The 22,520-nt window shown below is 58.8% G+C and carries 23 protein-coding genes; 13 read left to right on the top strand and 10 right to left on the bottom strand.

What is annotated here, in order from left to right; translation table 11 throughout:
• Positions 1-14 precede the first annotated feature (14 nt).
• The 4 genes from HV782_RS16905 (at position 15) to HV782_RS16890 (ending at position 3,293) form a co-directional block, all read left to right on the top strand.
• Entirely contained in the window at positions 15-1,193 is a 1,179-nt protein-coding gene (locus tag HV782_RS16905) for an L-dopachrome tautomerase-related protein (protein WP_186748239.1), read from the top strand.
• A gap of 30 nt (positions 1,194-1,223) precedes the next feature.
• A complete protein-coding gene (locus HV782_RS16900; protein ID WP_123464377.1) occupies positions 1,224-1,532 on the top strand; it encodes a putative quinol monooxygenase in 309 nt (102 codons plus the stop codon).
• 139 nt (positions 1,533-1,671) lie between these two features.
• Complete coding sequence (locus HV782_RS16895) at positions 1,672-2,799, top strand: saccharopine dehydrogenase family protein (protein WP_186748240.1); 1,128 nt, start codon at positions 1,672-1,674, stop codon at positions 2,797-2,799.
• Between the two features lie 2 nt (positions 2,800-2,801).
• Entirely contained in the window at positions 2,802-3,293 is a 492-nt protein-coding gene (locus tag HV782_RS16890; RefSeq protein ID WP_186748241.1) for a DUF2269 family protein, read from the top strand.
• Here the strand turns inward: HV782_RS16890 and HV782_RS16885 are convergent.
• Positions 3,277-3,744, bottom strand: coding sequence for a thiol-disulfide oxidoreductase DCC family protein (locus HV782_RS16885; RefSeq protein WP_186748242.1), 468 nt, complete (start codon positions 3,742-3,744; stop codon positions 3,277-3,279). The genes HV782_RS16890 and HV782_RS16885 overlap by 17 nt on opposite strands.
• A gap of 156 nt (positions 3,745-3,900) precedes the next feature.
• On the opposite strand from HV782_RS16885, the gene HV782_RS16880 reads away from it, so the two are divergent.
• A complete protein-coding gene (locus tag HV782_RS16880; RefSeq protein ID WP_186748243.1) occupies positions 3,901-4,599 on the top strand; it encodes a hypothetical protein in 699 nt (232 codons plus the stop codon).
• Here HV782_RS16880 and HV782_RS16875 read toward each other — a convergent pair.
• Together HV782_RS16875 and tspO are read right to left on the bottom strand one after the other, a co-directional pair.
• Complete coding sequence (locus HV782_RS16875; protein WP_186748244.1) at positions 4,580-5,572, bottom strand: alpha/beta hydrolase fold domain-containing protein; 993 nt, start codon at positions 5,570-5,572, stop codon at positions 4,580-4,582. The two genes, HV782_RS16880 and HV782_RS16875, sit on opposite strands and share 20 nt — an antisense overlap.
• Positions 5,572-6,012: a tryptophan-rich sensory protein TspO gene (gene tspO, locus HV782_RS16870; protein WP_186748245.1), complete on the bottom strand. Its 441-nt coding sequence runs from the start codon at positions 6,010-6,012 to the stop codon at positions 5,572-5,574. The genes HV782_RS16875 and tspO overlap by 1 nt, the downstream gene beginning before the upstream one ends.
• A gap of 194 nt (positions 6,013-6,206) precedes the next feature.
• Between tspO and HV782_RS16865 the strand changes: the two genes are divergently transcribed.
• Positions 6,207-6,443: a hypothetical protein gene (locus HV782_RS16865; RefSeq protein ID WP_123464205.1), complete on the top strand. Its 237-nt coding sequence runs from the start codon at positions 6,207-6,209 to the stop codon at positions 6,441-6,443.
• A 2-nt stretch (positions 6,444-6,445) separates the two neighbouring features.
• Here HV782_RS16865 and HV782_RS16860 read toward each other — a convergent pair whose 3' ends face one another.
• Positions 6,446-7,393, bottom strand: a complete 948-nt coding sequence (locus HV782_RS16860; protein WP_186748246.1) for an NUDIX hydrolase — start codon at positions 7,391-7,393, stop codon at positions 6,446-6,448.
• A 115-nt stretch (positions 7,394-7,508) separates the two neighbouring features.
• Between HV782_RS16860 and HV782_RS16855 the strand changes: the two genes are divergently transcribed.
• The gene (locus tag HV782_RS16855; protein ID WP_186748247.1) at positions 7,509-7,904 is read left to right on the top strand and encodes a hypothetical protein; all 396 of its coding nucleotides are present in this window, start codon (positions 7,509-7,511) and stop codon (positions 7,902-7,904) included.
• Between the two features lie 251 nt (positions 7,905-8,155).
• A complete protein-coding gene (locus tag HV782_RS16850) occupies positions 8,156-10,075 on the top strand; it encodes a tyrosine-protein phosphatase (protein WP_186748248.1) in 1,920 nt (639 codons plus the stop codon).
• Positions 10,076-10,142: 67 nt separating this feature from the next.
• On the opposite strand, the gene HV782_RS16845 is transcribed toward HV782_RS16850, so the two are convergent.
• Positions 10,143-11,114 (bottom strand): AraC family transcriptional regulator, encoded by a 972-nt coding sequence (locus HV782_RS16845; RefSeq protein WP_128616181.1) that lies wholly within the window; start codon positions 11,112-11,114, stop codon positions 10,143-10,145.
• A gap of 193 nt (positions 11,115-11,307) precedes the next feature.
• On the opposite strand from HV782_RS16845, the gene HV782_RS16840 reads away from it, so the two are divergent.
• The 3 genes from HV782_RS16840 to HV782_RS16830 all read left to right on the top strand — a co-directional run bounded on the left by HV782_RS16840 (position 11,308) and on the right by HV782_RS16830 (position 14,944).
• Entirely contained in the window at positions 11,308-12,594 is a 1,287-nt protein-coding gene (locus HV782_RS16840; RefSeq protein WP_186748249.1) for a hypothetical protein, read from the top strand.
• Between the two features lie 1,092 nt (positions 12,595-13,686).
• On the top strand, positions 13,687-14,490 hold the full coding sequence (locus HV782_RS16835) for a 2OG-Fe(II) oxygenase (RefSeq protein WP_186748250.1): 804 nt from the start codon (positions 13,687-13,689) through the stop codon (positions 14,488-14,490).
• Positions 14,491-14,680: 190 nt separating this feature from the next.
• Positions 14,681-14,944, top strand: a complete 264-nt coding sequence (locus tag HV782_RS16830; protein ID WP_186748251.1) for a hypothetical protein — start codon at positions 14,681-14,683, stop codon at positions 14,942-14,944.
• Between the two features lie 121 nt (positions 14,945-15,065).
• On the opposite strand, the gene HV782_RS16825 is transcribed toward HV782_RS16830, so the two are convergent.
• The 5 genes from HV782_RS16825 to HV782_RS16805 form a co-directional block, all read right to left on the bottom strand.
• Positions 15,066-16,067 carry an acyltransferase family protein gene (locus HV782_RS16825; protein WP_186748252.1) on the bottom strand — a complete coding sequence of 334 codons (1,002 nt, stop codon included), beginning with the start codon at positions 16,065-16,067 and terminating at the stop codon, positions 15,066-15,068.
• Between the two features lie 169 nt (positions 16,068-16,236).
• Complete coding sequence (locus HV782_RS16820) at positions 16,237-18,741, bottom strand: fimbria/pilus outer membrane usher protein (protein ID WP_186748253.1); 2,505 nt, start codon at positions 18,739-18,741, stop codon at positions 16,237-16,239.
• Between the two features lie 73 nt (positions 18,742-18,814).
• On the bottom strand, positions 18,815-19,555 hold the full coding sequence (locus tag HV782_RS16815; RefSeq protein ID WP_186748254.1) for a fimbrial biogenesis chaperone: 741 nt from the start codon (positions 19,553-19,555) through the stop codon (positions 18,815-18,817).
• Between the two features lie 90 nt (positions 19,556-19,645).
• Positions 19,646-20,194: a fimbrial protein gene (locus tag HV782_RS16810; RefSeq protein WP_123464224.1), complete on the bottom strand. Its 549-nt coding sequence runs from the start codon at positions 20,192-20,194 to the stop codon at positions 19,646-19,648.
• Between the two features lie 284 nt (positions 20,195-20,478).
• A complete protein-coding gene (locus tag HV782_RS16805; protein WP_186748255.1) occupies positions 20,479-21,540 on the bottom strand; it encodes a fimbrial protein in 1,062 nt (353 codons plus the stop codon).
• Positions 21,541-21,720: 180 nt separating this feature from the next.
• Here HV782_RS16805 and HV782_RS16800 point away from each other — a divergent pair, with 180 nt between their 5' ends.
• Together HV782_RS16800 and msrA are read left to right on the top strand one after the other, a co-directional pair.
• Positions 21,721-21,873, top strand: a complete 153-nt coding sequence (locus tag HV782_RS16800; protein ID WP_186748256.1) for a hypothetical protein — start codon at positions 21,721-21,723, stop codon at positions 21,871-21,873.
• Positions 21,874-21,948: 75 nt separating this feature from the next.
• A complete protein-coding gene (gene msrA, locus HV782_RS16795; RefSeq protein ID WP_123464229.1) occupies positions 21,949-22,455 on the top strand; it encodes a peptide-methionine (S)-S-oxide reductase MsrA in 507 nt (168 codons plus the stop codon).
• Positions 22,456-22,520: the final 65 nt, after the last annotated feature.

Below are 22,520 nucleotides of genomic sequence, written 5' to 3'. Positions count from 1 at the left end.
GCGAGGAACACATGATGCGCATGAACAAACTGCCCGCGATGTTGGCCATTGCCTCGACTTTGAGCATGCCTTTGGCCCACGCCATCAGCGCTATCCCGTTGCCGCTGAATACGCCGGCCGACAGGGCTTTTGGCACGCTTGAACAAGTCCACGCGTTCTACGACGCCATGCCCACCGGCGTGACGGTCAGCGAAACCGGGCGAATCTTTGTCAACTTCCCGCGTTGGGGCGACGACGTGCCGTTCACCGTCGGCGAAATCCGCGACGGCAAGGTGGTTGCGTACCCGAACACGGCGATCAATCAGGAGAATCCGCGCGACCCGAGCGATGGCTTGATCAGCGTGCAAAGCGTGGTCGCCGACGGGCAGGGCCGGGTCTGGCTGCTTGACACCGCCGCGCCAGGGTTTGCCGAACCGAAAGCCAGAGGCGCGAAACTGCTGGCGGTGGATCTGGCCAACAACCGCATCGTCAAACGCCTGGTGTTTCCGGACAACGTCATGTTGCCGAGCACCTACGTCAACGACATGCGCTTCGACTTCCGCACCGGGGCCGAAGGCACGGTGTACGTCACCGACTCGTCGCTGCGTGGCCCGGGTGCAATCATCGTCATGGACATCGCCACTGGCCGCGCCCAGCGCCGGTTGAGCGGAGTGCCGGCAACATCGGTCGACCCGGATTTCGTGCCGATGGTCGAAGGTCTGCCGCTGACCGTCGCGGGCGCGGACGGCAAGCGCACACCGTTGGGCGTGGCGTCGGACGGCATTGCGCTGTCGGCGGACGGCAAGACCCTGTACTTCACGCCGCTGTCCAGCCGCCATCTGTACTCGGTTGCCACCGCGCTGTTGCGTGACGCCAGCGTCAGCGAACAGCAACTGGCCGCTGCCGTGCAGGACCTGGGCGAGAAGGGCGCGTCCGATGGCATGGAAGCCGATGCCGCCGGGGCGGTCTATGCCGGTGACTACGAACACAACGCGATCCGCAAACGCCTGCCGGACGGCCAGTGGCAAACCCTTGTCCACGACCCGCGCCTGCTTTGGCCCGACACCCTGTCGATCGGTCCCGACGGCTATCTGTATTTCATCGCCAACCAGTTGCACCGCCAGGCCGGCTTCCGTGGCGGGCAGGATCAACGGCAAAAACCCTATAGCCTGATGCGTCTGAAAATCGACGCGGCGCCGGCACCGACTCGCTGATCACTCAGCCTTGAATCTGGAGAAATAATGATGACCACGTCCACTGAAATGCTGGTGTCGATCGCCGTGCTCAAGGCCCGGCCTGGCCAGGAGCAGGCGCTGAAAGAGGGGCTGCTGGCACTGGTCGAGCCGACCCGCGCGGAACCGGGCAACCTCGACTATGTGTTGTTTGAACTGCGCGACCAGCGCGGCACGTTCTACATGCGCGAGGCCTTCATGCATCAGGCGGCGCTGGATGCGCATTTTGCGATGCCTTACTTCCAGCGCTTTGCCGCCACGGCGGACGACCTGCTGGAAGAACCGTTGCAACTGATCTTTCTTGAGCAAGTCTCGAGCTGATCGCGCTGTTCCCTTTGGCATCCTTGTAGCGCCCGTTGGCCATTGAAGCAGCGCAGGCTCCAGGTAACCGGCATGGCTTGCCGACGCCGGGCCCTATATCCTTCGCACTTTGCACGCGAAACGATTAGGGAAGAATTGCATGCCGTTCAGGGTGATGGTGGTCGGGGGCTACGGAAATTTCGGCAGTATCGTGTGCAGGCATCTGGCGCTGATGCCCGATGTGGCGTTGCTGCTCTCGGGCCGCGATCCGCGCAAGTTGCAGCGCAAGGTCGATGAGCTGAACAGTCGGGCGCACACAGCCTGCGAAGGCTGGTGCGGCGATGCGATGGGCAGCGAATTCCAGGCCGCATTGACTGCGCTGAACATTCAACTGGTGGTGCACACCGGCGGCCCGTTTCAGGGACAGTCGTATGCCGTGGCGCAAAGTTGCATTGCCGCTGGCGTGAACTACTGCGACCTGGCCGACTGCCGTACCTTCGTCAACGGCATTGACGTGCTCGACGCCCGCGCTAAGGAAGCCGGTGTGGCGATTCTCAGCGGCTGCAGTTCGGTGCCGACGCTGTCTTCGGCGATCATCGACGAGCAGCGCCAGCGCTTTTCGCGCATCGACTCGATCGAACATGGCATTTCTTCTTCGGCGAAAATGCCCGGCCTGTCGACGGTCGAGGGTGTGCTGGCGTACGCGGGTAAACCGATCAGGCAGTTGCGCAACGGCGAAGTCCATGAAGTGCCGGGATGGCAGGATCTGACCCTGCGCAAAATGCCGCAGCTGGGACGGCGCCTGCTGGCCAATGTCGATGTGCCGGACATGGATATTTTCGCCAGCCGCTATGGCGCACACACCCTGCGTTTTCAGGCCGGCGCCGGACTCAAGCTCGGCGGCATCGCCAATGCGCTGCTGGCGCAGGCGCTGAAAATCGGCCTGGTTCGCGACCCAGGGGTGTGGGCGGCGAGACTGCATCGGTTGGGCACCCGCTTCGAACGCTTCGGCGATGGTAAAAGCGCGATGTACATCGACATGCAAGGCCTCGGCGTTGATGGCCAGCCACTGAGCATGACCGCGCAACTGACCGCGCTCAACGACAAAGGCCCGGAAATCCCCAGCTGCGCCGCCGTGGCGCTGGCCGCGAAGATGGCTCAGGGTTACACGTCACAGCCCGGCGCCCGGCCGTGCGTGGGCGAAATCAGTGTCAAGGAATACATGGCCGCCATCAACGACCCGGACAACCTGAGCCTGTCCGTGCATTTCTGCGCCGGGCAGCGCTGAGCATGCTCTATCTGGGTCTGAAATACCTGCACGTGATTGCAGCGGTGTTCCTGTTCGGCTTCGGCATGGGTTCCTACCTCTATCTGATCGCCGCGAGCCGTACGGCCAACCCGCAAGTGATCGCCCACGTGGCGCGGATGGTCGTGCGCTTCGATGCCTGGATCACCACGCCGGCGGGGTTTGTGCAGATCATCAGCGGCTATCTGCTGATGAGGGTTTCGGGGTTGCCCATGACCACCGAGTGGCTGCTGACGTCGCTGATCATCTTCTTTTGTGTGGGGGCACTGTGGCTGCCGGTGCTGCTGCTGCAAAAGCGGCTTGAGATCATGGCATCGACTGCCGACGCGACCGGGCAGGGCTTGAGTGATGACTATCGCCGCGTGTACCGGCAGTGGTTCTGGATGGGCGTGATGGGTTTTGCCGGGATGTTCGTGATCGTGCTGATGATGGTGACCAAGATGACGCCGGTGCAGTTGCTCAGCGTTCTGGCGTAGGTGGCGTCATCTTCAAAAAGCGCTGTTCGTGATCCGCACTCGGCAGCAGGCAGGTGGCGTATTGACCGAACAGCCGATAACGATTCAGCGCGATACGGTCATAGCCCCAGTCGCGCAGTCCGCGAGGCAACACTCGCAGCAGTTGGAGCGGCTGCCAGCGGGTGGGCAATTGGCCAATGACTTCGAGGAACGCATCGGAGCGTTCCCAGACGTGGTGGTCACGGATCACTGCCATGGTGTCGAACTGATCCATCGGTAACCCCGCCCACGCCAGCAGCGCCTGGCCCTCGGGCGACTGCACCGCCGCCAGGCGCACGCGGCGCAGCCGGTCATGGCGAATCAGAAACCGTGCCCAGCCATTGCACAGTTTGCACACGCCGTCGAACAGCACCACGGTTTCACCGGGTTGGAGCAGGGGCGCGGGGGCGGGGCGGGTGTACGAGGCTGGCATCAGGGGCGGTCCAGGTGAGACGGGGTGTCCGGATCATACCGGTGGCGCCTCGATCACGTCTGCATCGGCGGAAAATCTGCTGTCGATGCAGCGTGTACTTCAGATTTTCCTGTCGATGACGACAACTAACCCACATTCCTTTGTCGCGAGTCGTTCATGAAGAAGATCGCTGTCCTGATGTTTGCCGTGCTGTTTTTGGCCGGCTGTGCCAACCAGAAATTCAAGCCCGAATACCGCACCCAGATCCACACAGTGAAGATTCTGCCGGTGGCGTGGAAGCCCAAGGAAATCACCTACATGGGCCGTGAACAGGCGTGGGGCGCCGCTGTGGGGGCCGGTGTCGGCACCGGCATCGGTTTGGCCTCCAGTGCGTCGAAAGCCGCAACCGCTGCATTGGGCGGCGCCGGTTTCGTCGCGGGGCTGAAGGCCGGTGACCTGGCGTCGATGTCGACGACCGATGCCATCGTCTACAACATGGAAACCTCTGACATCAATCTCGGCACCCTGGTCAAAAAGAGCTTCGAGGACCAGTTGGCCGCTTCCGGCCGTTTCAAGGTGGTCGGCGACAACGAACCGGCCGATGCGCAGATCGAACTGACGGTGATCAGCTGGGGTTTCTCGCTGACTCAGGGCTTCAGCAGCGTGGTCTACCCGACCATCGCCGTGAGCGGCGTGATGAAACGTGGCGATGAACTGATCTGGCAGCGCAACGAGCCAATCACCCCGTTCAACGGCGCCAACACCTATGGTTACGAGCCGTTGCGTTATCGCACCGAGCCGGAGTTGCTGCGCACGGCGTTGACCGGTGTGTCGCAGATTGTCGGCGGCTATCTGGTCAAGGATCTGAACGAATAGCCGCCGTGTGCGCGTTGATTCGGGCGCTGATCCACTGTCGACTGTAAGCCAGCACGCCTTGCGCGATGGCGGTGGGAAAGTGGATAAATCCGTGGGGCGACGCCGGTAGTAAATACACCTCGACCGGCGCCGCTTGCTGCCAGCGTCTGGCGATGGCCAGCGTGTCGTCCCGCAACGGGTCCAGTTCGCCGGCCAACAGCAGCGCCGGCGGCAAGCCGCTGAAGTCGCCGTACAGCGGTGACAACGGTGGCTGGCGGCGCTCTTCGTCTGTGCGCTCTGGCGTGAGCATGCGCAACGCTTCGACCATGCCGGGACCGTCCAGCACCAGCGTTTCCGGCGGCGCGTTGCGTACGCTCGGCGTGCCGGTCAAATCGTACACGCCGTAATACAGCAACGCGCCGCTGATGCGCTGCAGCAAATCCGCTGAGGGTTGCAGCGCCAGCAACGTCGCTGCCGCCAGATGCGCCCCGGCTGACTCCCCGACTACCACAACCGGCAAACCGGCGAACTCGTCTTCGCTGAGCAACCAGCGTGTGGCGCTCAGACAGTCTTCCAGCAGGCCTTCAATCGGCGTCGACACCGCGAGCCGGTAATCGACCGATACCACCGTGACGTTGCAGGCATTCACGATGGCAACGTTGAAGTTGTCATTCATCTGCGCATTGCCGATGACCCAACCGCCGCCATGGAAATCCAGCACCACGCCTCTGGCCGGGCCTTTGGGCCGGATGATCCGCACGCCAGCGCCGCTCGCCAGGCGTTTGCCTTGCGCGCCGAGCCCCTGTTTGCGCAGCTTGCCGGCGCCCCCCAACTGACTGACCCGCAACAACGCCTGAATCAGCCGAGGCGTGAGGCGATTGCGGATCTTGAAGCGCGGCAACCAGGCGAGCTTCCGGTTGAAGGCGCGCACTTGCGCCAACTCTCGCTCGCCTTGCCGCCAGGGTGTTTCATTACCCAAATTGACGTTCGCCATCAGTGGTTCTTGAGCAGGATGGAAAAATTCAACGCAGCAGCCATACACAGCCACGCCAGGTAAGGAAACAGAATCAGACCGGTGATCAGGTCCAGTTGCAACGCCAGCACCACCATGGCCGCGACCACCAGCCACAGCAGCGTCAGGATCACCATTGCCGCCAACACCTGATGCGCGCCGAAGAACACCGGGGTCCACAGCGTGTTCAAGGCAATCTGCGCCGCCCACAACGCCAGCACGGTCTGACTGCCGGGGATCAGGCTCAAGCGATAGCCGGCCCAGGCCAGCAGCAGGTAAATCAGCGTCCAGGCCAGCGGAAAGGCCCAGTTTGGCGGGGTGAACCGTGGCTTGATCAAAGCGGCGTACCATTCGCCCGGTTTGAACATGATGCCGGTGGTGGCCGCTGCCGCGCAGGCCAGAAGGAAAATGAAAAAGGTCATTGCCAGTCCTTAGCTGAGGTCAGCTGGTTGGGTTTGCCGGGCCATGTCGGCCGTTTAAGAAGGGACGCCTGGCGTCGGTAAAAGTTTGACCGGATCACTGACATTCCCGCCTTTCGTGATGGCGTTGAACTTAAAAGCTGACTGGTGCGTCAGGATAAACAGTTGCCGTCCAATCACACCCACGGGATCCGACCATGCACAACTTTGTCCTGAAATACCTGTTCAATGGCAAGCCGCGTAGCCACGACCTCGAGATCAAGGAGGCCCGACTCGCCGAGCATGAGGCGGCGAGGCACCTGCTGGAACTGCATTACGGCGACGCGGAAAACGGCCTGATCATGCCCTCGGCAGACGCGACACCGGAGCAGATCCTCGAACAGGCCGAGCTGGTCGGCATTACGCAGATTGAGGTCGTTGGCCCGACTCGCTGAGATCAGCGCCGCCCGGCAGCGGGGATTTCGCGCAAGTCGTGATAAACCGCCAGTCCCCGTTGTCGGGCCAGTTCCACCATCTGATCCGCGCCTGCGGACTCACCCCCGATGCGCAGTACCGCGTCGCAACGCTGTAACAGCGTTTTCGCGTAGTCGTGAAAATGCGCCTGATACACCTCATCCCCAACGTGCTGCGAGCCGGCCAGTTTTACCAGTGGCAGCGCTACCCATTCGGCCAGCAGTGGAAAATGCCCGGCCTGCAGCAACTCGGCGGCGCACGCCTGCATGGCATGCAGATTGGCCGCGATGGCCGCGGGATCGTCGCCGGTGCCGGAGCGATAAGGGCCGGCCACCAGAATCATCAGCGCAGGTGAGGGCGGTATGACGGTCTTGAGGTATTGCAGGAGGATGATGGTTTTGCCGTCCATGATCCGCCCGTCATCGACCATCGCCAGCGCCTGATCAAACGGTAATTCCAGCACTTCGATGTCTTCGCCTTCGTCGGCCAGACCGCCGCCGTCGCTGATGCGGTCTTCGGGATGGTATTCGCCGACAAAGAAATGCAGGCGCTCGGTCACTGAGCCCGGGCTCATGAACGCTTCATAGACCTTGCGCACCGAACGCACGCGGTAGCCGGTTTCTTCCTCCGCCTCCAGCCGAATGCGCTCTTCGGGGCTGGCGTTATCCAGCAGCCCGGCAGCGGTTTCGATCAGGTAGCCGTCATGGTCGTTGACGAAGGTCGGGATGCGAAACTGGCGGATGAGGATGACCGAACGTTGCGCCAGGTTGTAGAGCGCGATCGTGGCGCCATTGCCACGGTCATACACCTCACGGCTCAGCGCCTGCCAGCTGCCGTCGCGGCGTTGCAGTTCGAAGTCGATTTTTTTCAGCAGATACCAGTTGTCCGAGAGCAGGTGCTGGGCGACGATTCGAACATTGCGGTGGTTCATGGGCACTGATCCTTGATGACGAGTCGGGAATTAATACCACACCACCGGCAACTCTTTGCTCAAGAGAAAAATTCTGCTCACCCTGCGCCGCGCACCAACGGACGATGCCTGACCCATGAAAACGCTTGTGACCCCGGCAGATCTGGATTACGCCCTGAACGTCATCCTGCAAGATACCCTTCATGACTTGGGTTGCCTGTGTCGGGACCTGCAGATCACGCCTCGCGACCTGTTGAACCAAGTGGCCATAGCGATGGCCCGGCAGTTCCTGGCCGGCACCCGTGATTTCCACGCGTGCGATGAGGTCATGAATAGTCTGTTCAGCGACATCGTCGACCTGGGCGTGCGCGAAGAAATGCCCGAGCCCGCCTTCTCGATCTACCTCGCATTTGACGCGGGAGAGCATTGGCACACAGGCGACACCCGGGATGTGCTGCCTTGGGAGCGGTGGACGCGGCCTGAACTTGAACGGATTCTTGGTGCACTCGGTGACAATCAGCCCAGGCCTTGATAATCGGCGCAGGCGCTTTCGATTACACCGCCACCTCCAGCCTCAAAAACAACGCAAACAAAACACACCGAAGGACCAGGGGAAGGATCCCCCCAACCCCGTAGCAGTTGCGTGCCCTGGATTCATGGACAAATCACGCACCCCACGGCCCATTCGCGCAGGCATTTACGCACAAACCGAAACTGTCATATTCAGTATCACTCGCTTATCCATAGTCAGCAGCCCAACGCTTAATCCAATGAGGCTGCACTGTGTTTCAACGTCTTGTCTGTTCGCTGTCCATCCTGAGCCTGTCCATCGCTACCGCCCACGCCGCCGAGTCCGTGCCGCTCGATACGCCGCGCCTGCAAAGCATCGACAACTTCCGTGACATCGCCGGCATCACCACCGCGTATACCACGGCCCACGACGGCACCCTGCGCAGCGGCGTGTTTTACCGCTCCAACGCCATCACGCCGTCGGCAGCGGACCTGGCGACCCTCAACAGCCTCGGCATCAAAGCCGTCTATGACCTGCGCACCCCCAGCGAAATCGCTGCTACCCCCGACACGATGCTGAGTGGCGCCACTTACGAAAATATCGACATCATCGGCAGCACCACCTCCGGTTCGAACATCACCAATATCTCGTTCAAAAGCGCCGCCGACGCCATCGGCATGATGGAGCTGACCAACCGCGCCTTCGTCAGCGATGCCGGCATGCGCGGCCAGTTCGGCACGTTGTTCAACGAACTGGCCAGCGTCGACGCCGCCCAACTGTTCCACTGCACCGCGGGCAAGGACCGCACCGGCTGGACCGCCGCCGTGTTGCAGAGTATCGCCGGTGTCGACGACGCCACGATCATGGCCAACTACCTGGCGACCAACGACTACACCGCCGCCCGTGTTGCCGCAACCCTCAAAGCCTTGCCGGCAAGCATGGCCGCGATCTACGAACCACTGCTCGGCGTTCGGGCCAATTATTTGCAGGCCGGCCTCGATGAGGTCAAAACCGAATACGGCAGCATGGACAACTACCTCAAACAAGGCCTCGGTCTGTCGCAGGAAACGATCTACGTCCTGCGCGGCAAACTGGTCGAATACCACAGCCTGCCGGGTCAGGCCGGGCTGATCGGCAACGCCGCAGCCGGCGCCGAATTGCTCCGGCAGTTACAGAACACTCAACTGTCCGGCACCTACAGCGCCTACAACTATTACCTGCAGTCGGCCATCGACGCCGGCACCCTCGGCGGTGTCGAATCCCAGGTCGGCGGTCAGGTCCACGCCGACGCCGCCAGTTACCTGCTGCGCGAAAACGCGATGATCGAACAAGCCGCCGCACCGTTCGCCAGCGGCAGCGACCTCAAAGTCGGCCGATATCGCCTGTGGAGCACCGCGCTCGCCAGTTACCTCGGCACCGACGGTTCGGCCCACGCCGAGAGCAGTAACGAACACAGCCAGGGCCTGATGGTCGGCATCACCCAGCGCTTCAGCGAACAACTGAGCGCCCGCGGCGGCTTCGGTTACAGCAAAGGTAGCGTTGGCGGCGCGGGCGGCGAAGCCGACACCGACTTCAGCTTCCTCAACCTCGGCGCCCGCTACGGCTTTGCCAGCCTGGAACGCGGCTTGTTCGTCGACGCCAACGCCAGCGCCGGCTACGTCGACTACAACAGCAAACGCGACCTCGGCGGCGGCCTCGGCACTGCCAAAGGCGACACCCACGGCAAGCTCAGTGGCGCGACGTTGGCGCTCGGCTACCGTGCCCCGGTCAACGGCCTGACCTTCGAACCGAGCCTCGGCTTGCGTGTCAGTCACCTCGACCTGAACGGTTTCAAAGAGCAGGGCAGCGAACTCTCGCTCGACGTCGACGACAACAAGCAAACCCGCCGCAGCGCCGTCGCCAATCTCAACGTCGGCTTTGCCCCGCTGGTGATGGGCAACTGGCAACTGGTGCCCGGCGTGCAGGTCGGCTACGAACACGTACTCGGCGAGCATCAGGTCGAAAGCCAAAGCCAACTGCTGGGCCTCGACATCGAGCAACGCGCCGCCTTCGACAACCGCGACCAGTTCAGCGGCGGGGTCAACGTCATGGCCAGCCTCGGCGCCCTGAGCCTGGGCGCGCAAGTGGGTGCCAACGGCGGGGGCGACAGCCACGGCTACAGTGGCGGCCTCAAGGCCAGCTACGCGTTCTAAAAAAAATACACACAAACTGGAGCGAGCAGGCTCGCTCCTACAATTAGCTTTCCAGCTTATGAGCTGATTAATCCCGAACCCTGAACTCAGCGGGACTCACCCCATAAGCCCCCTGAAAATACCGACAAAACCGCCCGACATTACTAAACCCGAACCGCAACGCCACCTCCGTCACCGACGCCGAGCCGCGCTGCTTCAACACCTCATAAGCCCGTTCCAGCCGCACCTGCCGCTGATACGCCACAATCGACATCCCGACAAACCGCCGAAACCCTTCCTGCAACGCCCTCTGACTGACATGGCTCAACCGCGCCAGCTCCACACCACTGACCAACTGCTCCGGATGCGCCTGAATAAACGCCATCGCCAACTTCACATGCCGTGGCGCCACACTCGGCGCCGGCCGCCGCAACGCCTCGGAAAAATTGTGCGGCCACGCCTCCAGCACCGCGTCAATCAACATCTCGCGCAATCGCGACGGCATCAACGTGCCGCTATTGATCAACAGATCAAACTCAGTGCCTGTGGCCAGATCGATCAGCGCCTTGATGCCTTGAAAGGCTGCGGTGTTCAGATCAACGCTGGGTTCAAAAGCGATCTTCTCCAGAATCGGTTTTTCCAACAGCGCCGAGAGCCGCTCGGTGAGCTGATGGCGATTGATCGACATGCCGTGATGCGCGTGATCATCGAAGAAGCGCATAGAACGAATGTCAGCCTTGTCGATTGCCAGGCCAACGTGCGACACACCGATGGACTCGGTGGCGTGGTTGAACACGATCTTGCCCGCAGTGGGAATGACGAACGTGATCTCGTCCTGCGGATCGGGAAAAGAAACGCTGAAGTCGCCGTGGTAATGCATGCGCCGAAAACTGACACCGTCATGCCGACCATAGACGCCGCCGATGATGATGCTGGAGGGCGGGGGCGGAGTGTCGGCGTAGCGATTGCCGAAGAGTCTGGAGAAGAGGGCACCGAAGTCGTCGGAACGGAGATTGTCGGAGCGCAGGATGATTTGTTGGCGAAGTGGGGTTGTGGACACCTTGGGGGGCACCTTGGATTGGCGGCTCTTTGTTCGAAGCGAAAGGGTAGATGGTGATGAATGACATCTTTATTACGAACGACATTATTAGAGGGCGGATGTGACGAGAGATAGACATGGTGGCATAGGGCCTGTATTTTGTGCGGCTTTTAGTGGTGTGAAATAAAAACTTTAAATAAGGAGATAATTAATTATGGACGCTGGTGTTAATGAGGATACTTCAGATTCGCCGGGTTTTTTTTCGGATCCGGATTTGGTTAAGCTGATAAAAGTTGCCGTCGAGAAAATTAACAACATTTCTGACTCTGGCTCTGATGAGCGGCTTACACGTTTAAGGAGTTTTACACAGCGTAGTTTGGATTTTTTTTGGCAAAGCTATAATGTTGCGAATCAAAATTGCTTATATTGTATAGAAGAATTTGGCAATATTTTCAAGGGGGCTCTAAGAAAGTTTAACGTCGACGCTACTGGTGATGTCGGCGAGTTGGAACCCTTGGCGGTACTTTGCTATCAATTTCTATTGGAGTTGGAAATCGCCTACCAGTATGGTCTCCCCAGGTCATTGATTGGCTGGACTAGTTTCCTTAAAGAGTCCTATTTTTTGGATTATAGCAATAAGGTAGATTTTCAAACTGCACGAAATCGAATAGTAATCGGCGTTTTGAGAAAATATCTCCATCGTAAAGAATTGGTGACCTTGGCCGAGTTGCCGAGGGTTATTCAGCAAGGAGAGGATTTTAAAAGAAATCTTGAGAAGACCTTGGGGGATAAAAGCCAAGTTGTTGAAAAGCTAAAAGGAAATTTGGATGAATATGAGCGGAGCTTTAACTTTTTAGGGTTGAATCGTGCGTTTCGCAGTATGCGGGCTTTGAAGAAAAAGGAAGCGACAAATACACTAAGGTTTTTGGTTTTCCTTGGGGTAATTATGATTGCTCCTCTTTTTGTTAAGGTTTTATTTGAGTTGATCGATAGCTCCTCTGCTTCGGCTGTGAGTGAGGTCAGCGAGGTGAGGCCGGATGGTGGCGCTGCGGGGCCGAATCAGGCTACAGATCAAGCGTCACGTGAAAGAACTAACGGAGCAGCCGCAACTTCTGTCAGTTTGTCCGAAAAGGTCAATGTCGTTAAAGAAAGCAAGGTCTTAGACGGGGGGGAGTCATCAAAATATTTTAAAAAGATAATGTCTTTTGTCACATTTTTTGGTTTTGAGTTGGTTTTATTGTACTTTTTTAAAGTGACTTTGCATAACTATCGGTCGTTGAAGTCGCAGTTGTTGCAAATTGATCTTAGAGTGGCTTTAACTCAATTTGTACTGAAGTACTCAGAATTTGCGGGTAACTCGAAAGAAGCTGCTGCGGGTACATTTGAAAGATTTGAACAAGTGATATTCAGTGGGATTGTGGGTGGAGATAGTGAAATACCTTCTACTTTTGATGGGCTCGATCAGGTTGTAAAAGTTCTCGAAAAAGTTAGGCCTTCTTAGAAGGGAGGGTGAGGGCAGACCAATACATGAAGTGTGGTCTGATCCCTTTTTGAGCCACTGAATAGCACAAGCCACATCTTTCGTAGTCAAAATCGGTTGATTGTCAATGAGTCAGAATTCATTCGCCGGCTTAAGTGCTCTCTACGCATGTGGTTGGGGGTGATTGTTACCATATATGTTGCCCCGCAGTATATCTAACCGTTTTGCATAAGTTTCGATGCCTGTCGGTGTTATTGCAATTGAGTTGATGTCTGATCTTTGTTTTCTATGGTTTGCGATGTTTTGTTTTTGTTGTTTGTAAGATTTTCTATGTCTCGATAGTTGCTGTAATGCGCGTGGATATTGAAAAATGTTTCCTGAGGTTTTGGGTGTTGTTCATAGGGGGGTGTCTTATAGGTTTTTCTGTTAGGGGGTTTGTTATATAGGTCAATGTTAAGAGCCAGTAGCAGTGAAATTAAAGTCAAATATCTCATTGTGCGCCTGGTCTGGGTGGTGGTAAAAGGCCGGACGTGGTGCGGATGTTTTTAATGAATTACATTCCAATATTACTAGTGCAAGTTTTTCTATCGCTAATCACTGGTGATATTGTTCCCATTGGCTCCAGTGATTCCCAAGGTTTTCCCAGCCAAGTTATTGATGAGAACCCGTTGAGGCGATGTCTCCGACAATCGTGTTTCTGCAGGTGCTATTGTCAGTTTGTCGTACGGTAGCTAAGCCATCGAAGAAAACATATGAGACCCAGAGGCTATTGGATTGATTTCATGTCCAAGTAACGGGCAGGAAGTGGGATTGGTTAGGCGAGCGGCAGGTTTGCCCGATATTTAAAAAATTCTTGTAGAAATATCTTCAGGTGAAGTTGGCATAGAAGGTAATGTGCCAACCACGCAGGGTCGATATGGACCTTTTGGGGACGAGGCTCTCAAACCGGGTCTGGTTAATTCCTTACTGACAGTCAGAAACATGTCGTAACAGCATCGCGCCGCTTTTCAGAACACCCTGCTCGGCAGGCCATGGCCGACATGGCAATCTGCTCGCGAAATGACCCTGTTTGAAATGGCCTGAAAGGCTCTATACAAGTTTATTGGAGCGGTAATGCAACCCGATACGCGAACACTACCTATCACCTTGGCCCCGGAGCTCGATTTCGACCAGAACGCCGCCAGCGCGTTTGGCGAGTCGCTGTCCAGTCAATACACCCAGGCCACGCCATTCCCGCACATCGTCATCGACAATTTCCTGCACCAGGACGTCATTGCCAGTATCCGCACGCACTTCCCGGTCGAGCCGACCCACAACGAAATGATTTACGAGCGTGGCTACAAAGGCCAGCTCAAGCGCCAGATCAGTCCCAACGAATGCAGCCCCTATTTGAAGAGCGTATTCAACACCTTCAACTCCGCGCCGATGCTGCAGTTCCTTGAAAAGCTCACCGGCATCGAGGGCCTGATTCCCGATCCCTATTTCACTGGCGGCGGCCTGCACGAAACCAGGAGCGGTGGCTTCCTCGGTGTGCACTCGGACTTTCGGCTCAACAAAAAGCTTAATGTCGAGCGGCGGTTGAACGTGATCATTTACCTGACGCAAGACTGGCAGGAGGCGTACGGCGGTAATCTGGAGCTTTGGGATGTGGGGATGAAGAAATGCCTGAAAAAAATTCTGCCGGTCTATAACCGTTGCGTGATTTTCAACACGGACAAGGACAGCAATCACGGGCATCCGGAGCCGTTGACGACACCTGAAGGCATCACTCGTCGGTCGATCGCGCTTTATTACTACACCGCAAGCGGACAAGGGATTGATCCTTCGCAGAGGAACAAAACCCATTACAAGCCACGGCCGAAGGATCGCTGGAGTGTGAAGTACTACCTGAATAAATTGTTCAAGAAGAAGGGTTGAGGTTGTTTTTGTTCAAGGCTAGCGCCAGTCTTTGCGCGTCGGGCGGGTAGGGCTGATGATCGTTTTGCTTCCGGCCAGAGCACGCGATCAATTCGGCTCGCTCGCCCCCTCGGCAGTTCTCGTTCCATCAAAAGGTTGATCCATGCCCAGAAGCGGCCGACTTCAAAAAAAACTCCATACACGGTATCTGATGGCGACCGCTGAAGCGGTGGTCGGAGACGACTGCCTTGTCGGAAAACTGTGGGCACTGAACCAAGGTGACAGGTTCGAGCTGAATACAGCCTCATTCCATTCTGGGGCTATTGGAAAATACCGCCTGCAATACGTGATAACGAGAGGCCCTGTTCCTGGGCACTGGTTGTACAAAAAGTTTGACCCGGAGGAACTTGTATTATTTTTTACGGCGAAAGACTTTGCCGGCATTTGCCATGGCTGGACGCTGTTCAAGGATTGAAAACATCAGATTTGGCGCTCTGACGGGCAGTTTTTGCACTAAGACCTGAGCAGGCGTTCGTGAACGCCTGCTTCGATCAATGAACCCGCATGATTGTTGGTGCAAACGCCTGCACTTGCGATCAAGCCGCAGTTTCACCACCGCGCACTTGCCTGCCGCCATCCTTCACGCCACCCCTCAGTGCATGCCTGAGTTTCAACGCTGGCCTTTCGACGCAGTAATATGAAATGCCACTCAACAGGAACGACAGGCCCAGTATCTTGGCCACGGTGTAAGCATCGTATGAGCTAATCGGCCATAGACCGTGCAGGAAGTACATCACCGCATAGTGATTCAGGAACACCCCGTAGCTGATGTTCCCGAGGAATTCGTCAGCCCGGTGATACTTGAGTTTCGTCAGCAGATACACCGCGGGTATGCCGAGAGCAATGCCCGCGGCCACTTCTGCATTGGACGGTCGGCGCTCGATCCAGCCGGCCATGATCGCGATGAAGATCAATGCCGCCGCCACGGCGGTGCCTGCCACGATGGCCAGGCTTTTCGCCTGCGGTTTGTACAGGTAGCTGCCGCACAGAAAGATGAACAACACCCCCGGCAACAAGCGGTAGCCATACACGTCGGTGTTGATCAGACCAAGGCACGCGGGGATGAACACGGCGACGGACAAGACGAAGGCAACACCCCGCGCTCGATAGAGGATCAGGAAAGGGATCACCAGGTAGAAGCACATTTCCAGTCCAAGCGACCAGGCCGGTGGCAGGATGCCGTTTCCGGTTGCGCCAAACATGTAGAAGCCCAGTGGCACCATAGCCAGGCTCGCAGCAATGTTTTTGAACGTCAGTTCGGCCTCTTGGGGCGAGCCGGGAAACAGGATGTAGAGCACCGCACCTGCCGCGAAGAAGTAGAGCAGGAACTGAGGGTAAAGGCGCAGGACCCTGTCGAGGTAGAACAGGCCGACTTTCCCAGGCGCCTGGTAGTTGCGCTCGATCAGCGAAGTCATCACGAAACCGCTGATGATCAAGAAAGAAATCACGGCGATCACGCCCGGATTCAAACCCATGAACGTCTTGCCCATATGCGAAACAGCGACCAGCACGGCCAATAACAGTCGATAAGCGCCCACTTACATCCCCAAAACGACCTTGTAGTTATGGCGCGTAAATTACGATGGTTCGCGGACGGAGAACAGGGTTTTTCTCCGGGATGGCGCGATAACGGTCGGGCAGTCACGTTGCTGTCGGCTGGGCGGGCGCTATCGCGAGCAAAGCAATCACCGCGTATCAGGCCCCGATTTATTCACACAACGCATCTGCCACGCGATAACCGTCCACCATGGGTGCTTTGCTCACATCCAGTTCGATGCGGCAACTCTGTCCGGTCTTTTCGCCCCATTTCATTTGGAAGACCTTGCCTTCACCCACTGACAGCAACACTTGGCCGGCCTGGCCGACGACGCCGGCACTGGCGCCTTTTTCGTTGGTGATGGTGGTGCCGAACGGTGGTTGCTTGCCGTCCTTGAGGCGTACGTTGAGCAGCGCTTTTTCCGAGCGGCTGGCGGCGAAGCTGGCTTTGACCACGGCACCGCGACGCGGCACGACGTTGGTCACGCCTTCTTCGATGTCGATGTTGTTGTCCAGCTCGCCGGTGTCCAGTGCCACGCGGTTTTTACGGTAAGGCGTGACGTAGGGGACCAGAGCATACCCCTTGGCGTTGGTCAACGTGCCGGGGGCGTTGAGGACGCCGACGTTCGGGGTGTCTTTGACTTCGACCAGGGCCACGGTTTCGCCGAGGGTCTGGCCGAATTCGAGGCCATCACTGTGACCGAGCACGGAGCCTGCGGCGCTCACCGAGGTCTGTCGGTAACCGCTGCCGACACTGACGCCCGCGCCGAGCTGGGCGAACGGCGCGCGGTAGCCGATCAGGGCCGAGCCGTTGTTGCCGCCGTTGTCGGAGCGGTTGGCGTTGACGTTGTAGTTGAGGTTGCCGTCGCGCCCGCTCAGGCCGGCACGCTGGTCGAGGCTGCCGTCGTTGTTGCGCGTAACCGTGTAGGTGCCGGTGCTGCGCGTCTGGCCGATGGGCATGGATACGCTGAACACCACTTGATTGTTCTGGCCGAAGTTGTCGGTCAGGGTCTTGCTGGCGTAGATGCCGTAGGTCACGCCTTTGTATTGGGTGTTGAAGCCCAATTGCATCTGTTTGTCTTCGCGCGAGGTGCCCCAGTAGTTCTGCTTGCTCATGTTCAGGTAGAACGAGCCGTAGCTGTCGAGGGCCTGGTTGATGCTGGCTTCGACTTTGCTGCGCTTGGAGAACGTGTTGAATTCGTTCGGTTCTTGCAGGCGCACCGCTTCATCAAAGTCGCGATAGCCTTCGGTGGAATAGCGATAGCCGGCGAAGCGTACCGAAGTGCCAGTTTCGAATGCCTTGCCGTAGCGCACGCCAAAACTCTGGCCTTTCTCTTTGCCGGGCGCGACTCCGGAACCCCTCGGTACATCGGTCTGGGCCTGGGTTACGTCCAGCGAAACGGCGCCCAGACTGCCGAGGCTTTTGCCCACGCCGACGACGCCAGCGCGATAGAAGTCAGCGCCCAACAGACCGCCATACACCGTTAGATCGAACGGCAAACCGTAAGCCAGAGAAGCCTGGGCGAAGGCCGGGCGCTGGCCGCCGTCGACAGCGTTGTACTCACCGGCGGTGGCGCTGTAGCGCCAGGTTTTTTCCCGCAGCATGTTCGCCAGCGTGGCGTACGGTTGGGTGAAGCGCCGCTCGCGACCGTCAGCTTCGGTGATGATCACTTCCAGGTCGCCACTGCCCGATGCCGCATTGAGATCGTCGATTTCGAACGCGCCGGGCGCCACATACGTGGTGTACAGCGAGTAGCCGTTCTGGCGCACTTCGACCTTGGCCTGGGTTTCGGCGATGCCGCGAATGATCGGCGCATAACCTTGCATCGAGTCCGGCAGCATGCCCATGTCGGACGCCACCTGGGCGCCGCGAAACGGAATGCTGTCAAACACATCACCCGGGGTGAAGCTTTCGCCCAGGGTCAGCGTGCCCTTGATCGCGGTCAGATCACGCTGTGCATAGGTGTTGCTGCGCTGCCAGTCCTGCTGGCCGCCTTCATCCTGACGGAACGAGGAACTGGAACGAAAACGCCAGTCGCCGAGGTTGAATCCGCCGTTGGCGTAGAGGTTGTATTGCGTGCCGTTGCCACGGGCGTCGGACTGCGTGTTGGCCGCCGAGAACTGATAGTTGAGCATCGCTGCGTTGATTCCGCGATCCCATTCCTGCGGAGCGACATAACCCGCGGCGTCGCGGCGCAAGGCGATCTGCGGCACGCTGATGTCGAGGGTCAGGCGCCCGGCGTCGAAGCTCACCGAAGCGCCTTCGATCAATTGGGCAAGGTCGATGCACGCGGGGAATGACTCACCCGGGGTCAGGAACGCATCGACCTTGACCCCGAGTTCCTTGAGGAACGCCTCGGACAGACAGGCGCGCACTTCAGCGCTTTTTTCGTCCTTGGCGAAAGTCATGTCGCGGCGGTCAAAAAAACTCTGGTTCAGGCGAATCACCACCGGGTAAGTGCCGGGGCCGATGCTGCCGCTGTTGGCGATGGCGTCCAGGTCGAGGTTGGGCCCGGCGCTGGCGCCACCGAAGGGCTGCATGAAGCTGGCATCAAATTTCGCCGGTTCGTCCGCGCTCGCCGAGCTGCCCATCAGCACCGTGAGAATGGCGACCGACAGATGCAATGGAACAAAAGGCACGGACTGACGATGACGGTTCAGGGCTTCGATTCGCATGACAATACTCAACACTCGGCCGTCACGCGGCATCGGCAGCGTGCAGGCGGGTTCGCAAGAAAAGGGGGCGGTGTTACGGGGCGCTGCTCAAGGCGACTTTTTTCGGCTCGCTGTAACCGCCGTAGTCATTGATGGCGGAGAACACCACTGCGCCGCTGCGAGCGCTGAAACCTGGCAGCGCATAACGCTGGCTGCTCATCGGCGCGACCATCTTCGGTTCATTGACTTCAATGACCTGCGCACCGGCCTCGACTTTTACGCCGATAAAGGACACGTGAAACGCCGACGGGTTGTTGACCACCAGCACCGGTTTTCCTTGTTCCTGCTGCAGACTCCAGCGCAGTTGTGGCGGCGCATCCATTGGGCTGCCCTTGAGGGTGGGCGGGCGATAGAAGACTTTGATCCGCGTGCGCATGGCGATCTTCAAGGTATTGGCGTCAGGCTTGCCGGCCAGCGGGATTTCCTGGGCGTTGAAGTAGAAGACCGATTCGCGGTCTTGCGGCAGATCGCCGGGTACTTTCTGGATGCGCACCATTTGCTCTTTGCGCGGATCGAGGCGAAACAGCGGCGGGGTGGCCACGAACGGGGTGGCGGTGGTGTTGTCGTCAGCCTCGGTGTTGATCCAGGCCTGCACCGCGTAGGCCTCGGCCGTGGTGTTGCTCACGGTGATCGAGGCATCGCGTTTGTTGCCGTCGTACACGATACGCGTGCCGCCGAGCATCACACCGGCCTGGCTGAAGCTGCTGAGCAACGTCGCGCTCAGTAACACGGCCAATGCCGATGCAGTTTTGAAGGGGGATATGACTGAGTTCATTGCGTTCATCCTCTTGTCGGCACGGCCACAAAACCGTGGCAAAGGGAAGGGCGCCCGGCGGCGGCAATCGCCGCCGGAGGCTGACCGGACTTACTGGTAGTCGACGGTAAAGGCGGCTTTGGCGTTCGCCGGACCGGAAGTGGCTGTGCCGGTTGCCACGTAGTTGGCGGTGAAGCGCAGCGGTTGGGTCAGGTCCAGATAAGGCGAGGATTCCAGACCCAGTTGCACGTCTTTGCCGGACGCATCCTTGATCTGCACGGCGACGTTGGTGGCCACGCCCGCTTCCGGCAGCAGGCCGATCCACTGGCCGCTGGAACCGGCGTTGCCGCTCAGCGAGAGAAACTTGACCACGGCTTTCTTGCCGGTGACGTTACAACCCGGTGCAGTGGTGTCGATGGTCAGGGTGAAAGCGCCGCCACCTGCCACTTGACCGGCAGAAGCCAGGGAGGTGGCCGGCACACTGCCCAGGCCGACGTCGCCGGCGCCGGCCGAACCGTTGAGGTCGGAAACCACTACCGGGCAGGTGTTGTCGGTCACGCTGCCGACGAAGTTGATTTCACCGTCGGCGGCCATTGCGGCTTGCGACGCGGCTGCCAGAACCAGGGCCAGGGACAAACCTTTGAGCGCAAAATTTTTCATGATCACTTCCAGATATTGAATAAATGTCCGCAAGCCCGAAGGCCCTGAGACGGATCGACGTCGCCATCCCGACGGGGGCAGAGCGTGGCGTCTGAGGCTCATTATCTGGACGTTGATGAGAGCGCTATGTAGGGAAAATCCCTTTGCTTGTAGGAAATTTCCCAGCGCTGCTGCGCGATCAATAAGTTGTCGCCAAAAAAAACGCCCCGCCTTTGGCTCCGCACGGAATGGGCGATGGCAAAGGGGAGCGTCGGGAAAAACAGGTGGATTTTTGTTGGTGGATTTCAGCGGTAAGTCACGGTGAAACTCGCATGGCCATTGGCGGTACCGGGTTGCGGCGTCGGTCCATCGCCGGTCTGGATATAACGGGCCTTGAGCGGTACTGACGTCACGCCGTTGACGATGCGGTTGAGCTGCATGGGCTGCCCCAGATTCATCGGCGAGCCGTTGTCCTGCAACACCTGGATCGCCACGCCCTGAGCCGTCGAATCGGTCGACAGGCTCAAGACACCGTTGGCCGCGTCGAGGATGGTCGATGTCTTGTCGGCGTCGATCTGGATGTTGGCGAAGTTGCCGTTGAAGTAGCCGTTGGTGTTGGACGGGTAGTTATTGCCGGCGATGCAGGCGTTGAGGGTAATGGCGAACGGCTGGGCCTGGGTGGTGGAATTCTTGCCGTTGAATACGCGTTTTTCCCAGGTGCCCATCGGCACATTGATCTGGTTGCCCGGTGCGGCGGGCAGAGAGCAGCCGGCCAGGGTCACGGTGGCGGTGAAAGTCAGGTCGAACATTGGCCCCATATCCGAAGTGCCAGTGGCGACCAGTTGGTTGATGGTGTGGGTACCGGGCGCGATGTCCCCGGTCTTGATCAGCGCATAACGCATCATCGCCTGGCTCATGTTCGCCTGGCTGGGGGCGGTGCGATTCATGTTGAAGGGAATGAATCGGCTGGGGTTGCCCGGCGGCGGAATCCATGCGGCAGCGAAACCGGTCATGTAGATGGCCAGGCCAATACCGGGCACGTTGGTCTGCAGCAAGGCATTGGCCGGCACATCCAGCACGTCCACCGGAATGTTCACCGCCACCGGACCGACCAGTGCCGTGTTATAGGTCGCCGTGCCATAACAGAGCAAGGTGTCACCGAAATTCAGCTGACGCATCGTGCCATTGCTGTTCAACGTGGTGCCGATCGGCACGTCTCGCGGCGCGAACACTGCGCCGCCGGTGAGCGTCAACTGCTTGACCGTATTGTTGCCCGTCGCCCAGGTGCAAGCCGCCATCGCCGGTGCCGCCGTCAACATCAACGCCGTTGCGCCAAGCCCGCCCAGCATCCGTAACCCGATCTTCATGGTATGTGCCCTCCTGAGAAGAAAACGGCCATTCAATGCAGACTGACTGCATCTGGACGTTGTTGGCGTCGGCCAACGAAGGGCGGAATTATCAGGATCACGGGGCGCGCACCGAATAGCCGGCTTCCCGCTGGCGTGTAGGAAATTTCCCAGGGATTTGCTCTTGAACGTCGGGAGTCGATGGGCGTTTCGGTCAAATTACGTGATAACCACGCCCTGGGCTGGCTTTCCATTCAGCACCTGGCTAACCGGATCAATGACTTTGTCAGTGATTACCACGGGCGGCGTATCACCGGGCCGTTGCTTGAAGAAGCGAAACGCCAGAGCTGTTGACGCCGCCCCTTGGAATCAGCCCATATGCCCACATAACAGTAGTTCCCCCCACGCCTTCGAGAGGAACGCCAGACCATGACCACTCAAACCGAAACCGCCATTCTCGCCGGCGGCTGCTTCTGGGGCATGCAGGACTTGCTGCGGCGCTATCCCGGCGTGCTGCACACCCGCGTCGGTTATACCGGCGGCGATGTGCCGAATGCCACGTACCGCAACCATGGCGATCACGCCGAAGCGATCGAAATCGTCTTCGATCCTGCGGTGATCAGCTACCGGCAGATCCTTGAGTTCTTCTTCCAGATTCACGACCCGAGCACGCCCAACCGTCAGGGCAACGACCTTGGTCGCAGCTATCGTTCGGCGATTTATTACCTCAGCGAAGCACAACGCGCCATCGCCGAGGACACCACTGCCGACGTCGATGCTTCAAAACTGTGGCCGGGCCCGGCGGTCACCGAAATCGAACCGGCGGGGCCGTTCTGGGAGGCGGAACCGGAGCATCAGGATTACCTCGAGCGCATTCCCAATGGCTACACCTGCCATTTCATCCGGCCGAACTGGAAACTGCCCAAGCGCGCGTGAGCGGCGGGGCTGAAGCACGTTGCAGCGAGAGCCACCGCCGGGGTGGCTCTTGACCGCTCAGCGAT

This window comes from Pseudomonas monsensis (genome assembly GCF_014268495.2).
Classification (GTDB): domain Bacteria; phylum Pseudomonadota; class Gammaproteobacteria; order Pseudomonadales; family Pseudomonadaceae; genus Aquipseudomonas; species Aquipseudomonas monsensis.
The sequence above is the reverse complement of the archived record's forward strand: the minus strand, read 5'-3'. Positions and strand labels throughout refer to the sequence as shown.